This is a genomic window from Burkholderia sp. Ac-20353 (assembly GCF_017104785.1).
Classification (GTDB): Bacteria; Pseudomonadota; Gammaproteobacteria; order Burkholderiales; family Burkholderiaceae; genus Burkholderia.
Map to the genome: position 1 here is coordinate 1 of NZ_JAAGPL010000416.1, position 2,439 is coordinate 2,439.

Sequence of the window (2,439 nt, forward strand, 5' to 3'; positions counted from 1 at the left end):
TCGCGCCGGAGCCCGGCGCAGAAGCGATCGCAATCGCAATCGCGATCGCGCCGCCGAGCGCGGACGCCCGCCCGCCGCATATACCGGCCGATCCGGCGCGCGACGCGGCGGCCACGGTACTCGACACCGCCGTATTCGACGCCACCGTGCCCGACGCCGCCGTGCCCGACGCCGACCTGCCGTCGCCCTCACCGGCCCGGCCAGGCCCCCGGCACGACCCGCAACGGATGCTGCGCGTGCGCGCCGAGCAGCTCGACCGGCTGCTGAGCCTGTCCGGCGAATCGCTCGTCGAATCGCACTGGCTGAAGCCGTTCACGGAATCGATCCTGCGCATCAAGCGGACGCAACGCGATATCGCGCGCTCGCTCGACGTGCTCGTCGAAACGCTGACGGACCGGCTCGACCAGACCGCGCTCGCATCGCTGAACGACGTGCGTCAGGGGCTCGGCAACCTGCAGTTGCAACTCGGCACGCGCCTCGACGAACTCGACCGCTTCGACCGCCGCAGCACGCATCTCGCGCAGCAGCTGTACGACGAGGCGCTGCGCTGCCGGATGCGGCCGTTCGGCGACGCAACGCACGCGTATCCGCGGATCGTGCGCGATCTCGCGCGCTCGCTCGGCAAGCGCGTCCGCTTCACGATCGTCGGCGAGGCGACGCAGGTCGACCGCGACATCCTCGACATGCTCGACGCGCCGCTCGGCCACCTGCTGCGCAACGCGCTCGACCACGGCGTCGAGACGCCCGACGAGCGCGTCGCGCGCGGCAAGCCGGCCGAAGCAAACGTGACGCTCGAAGCGCGCCACAGCGCGGGCCAGTTGCTGATCTCCGTCAGCGACGACGGCGCCGGCATCGATCTCGACGCGCTGCGCGCGGCCGTCGTGCGGCGCCGGCTCGCCGACGCGGACACGGCCGCGCGGCTCACCGACCACGAGCTGCTCGACTTCCTGCTGCTCCCCGGCTTTTCGATGCGCGACCGGGTGACCGACGTGTCGGGCCGCGGCGTCGGCCTCGACGCGGTGCACGACATGGTGAAGGCCGTGCGCGGCACCGTGCGGATCTTTACCGAGCCGGGCCGCGGCGTGCGCTTCGTGCTGCAGCTGCCGCTCACGCTGTCGATCGTCCGCAGCCTGCTCGTCGACGTCGGCGGCGAAACGTATGCGATCCCGCTCGCGCACGTGCGCCGCACGCTCGAACTCGCGCGCAGCGACATCGACCTGCTCGAAGGCCAGCAGCATTTCCGCTTCGACGGCCGCGCGATCGGGCTCGTCACCGCGCGCCAGCTGCTCGGCGCGCGTGCGCCGGAACACGTGCGCGACAGCATCGCGACCGTCGTGATCGGCGACGAACGGGATACCTACGGCATCGCGGTCGACCGCTTCCTCGGCGAATGCATGCTGGTGATCCAGCCGCTCGACCGCCGGCTCGGCAAGGTCAAGGACATCGCGGCGGCCGCGCTGCTGGAGAACGGCGATCCGGTGCTGATCATCGACGTCGAGGACCTGCTGCGCTCGGTCGACAAGCTCGTGCACGGCGGCCAGCTCGACAAGGTGCAGCGTGCGCAGCATGCGGCCGTCGTGCGGCGCCGGCATGTGCTGGTGGTCGACGATTCGTTGACGGTCCGCGAACTGGAGCGCAAGCTGCTCGAAAAGCGCGGCTACGCGGTCACCGTCGCGGTCGACGGGATGGACGGCTGGAACGCGCTGCGCGGCGCCGATTTCGATCTCGTCGTGACCGACATCGACATGCCGCGCATGGACGGCATCGAGCTCGTCACGCTGATCAAGCGCGACGCCGCGCTGAAAACGCTGCCCGTGATGATCGTGTCGTACAAGGACCGCGAGGAAGACCGCCGCCGCGGGCTCGACGCGGGCGCCGACTACTACCTCGCGAAGAGCAGCTTCCACGACGAAACCCTGCTCGACGCGGTGCGCGACCTGATAGGAGAAGCCCGCTCGTGAACATCGGCATCGTCAACGACCTTCCGCTGGCCGTCGAGGCGCTGCGCCGCGCGATCGCAAGACGGCCCGAGCACCGCGTGCTGTGGGTCGCGACCGACGGCGCGCAGGCCGTCGAGTTCTGCGCCGCGCAGCCGCCCGACATCGTGCTGATGGACCTGATCATGCCGAAGTTCGACGGCGTCGAGGCAACGCGGCGGATCATGTCGTCCGGCAAGCCGTGCGCGATCCTGATCGTGACGAGCAGCATCGGCGCGAACGCGTGGCGCGTGTACGAGGCGATGGGCGCCGGCGCGCTCGACGCGGTCGACACGCCGCGGCTCGGCGCGGGTGCGAACGGCGACACCGCGCAACTCCTGCTCGCGAAGATCGACCAGATCGGCCGGCTGCTCGACAAGCCGCCGGGCCCCGCCCGCCCCACAACGGAAAAGCGACCGGTGAGGCAAGCGGAGCGGAAGCGGATGTAGACTGGCGGATCTGT

At 70.6% G+C, this 2,439-nt stretch carries 1 protein-coding gene and 1 pseudogene; both read left to right on the forward strand.

Translation table 11 applies throughout. The annotated features are described in order from the left end of the window. The coding region (locus G3N94_RS40800) for a hybrid sensor histidine kinase/response regulator (RefSeq protein ID WP_241022357.1) at positions 1–1,961 on the forward strand (1,961 nt) is incomplete at its 5' end. After that, a pseudogene (locus tag G3N94_RS40805) lies at positions 1,958–2,353 on the forward strand (response regulator); the annotation flags it as partial. The gene G3N94_RS40800 and the pseudogene G3N94_RS40805, both read left to right, overlap by 4 nt. Positions 2,354–2,439: the final 86 nt, after the last annotated feature.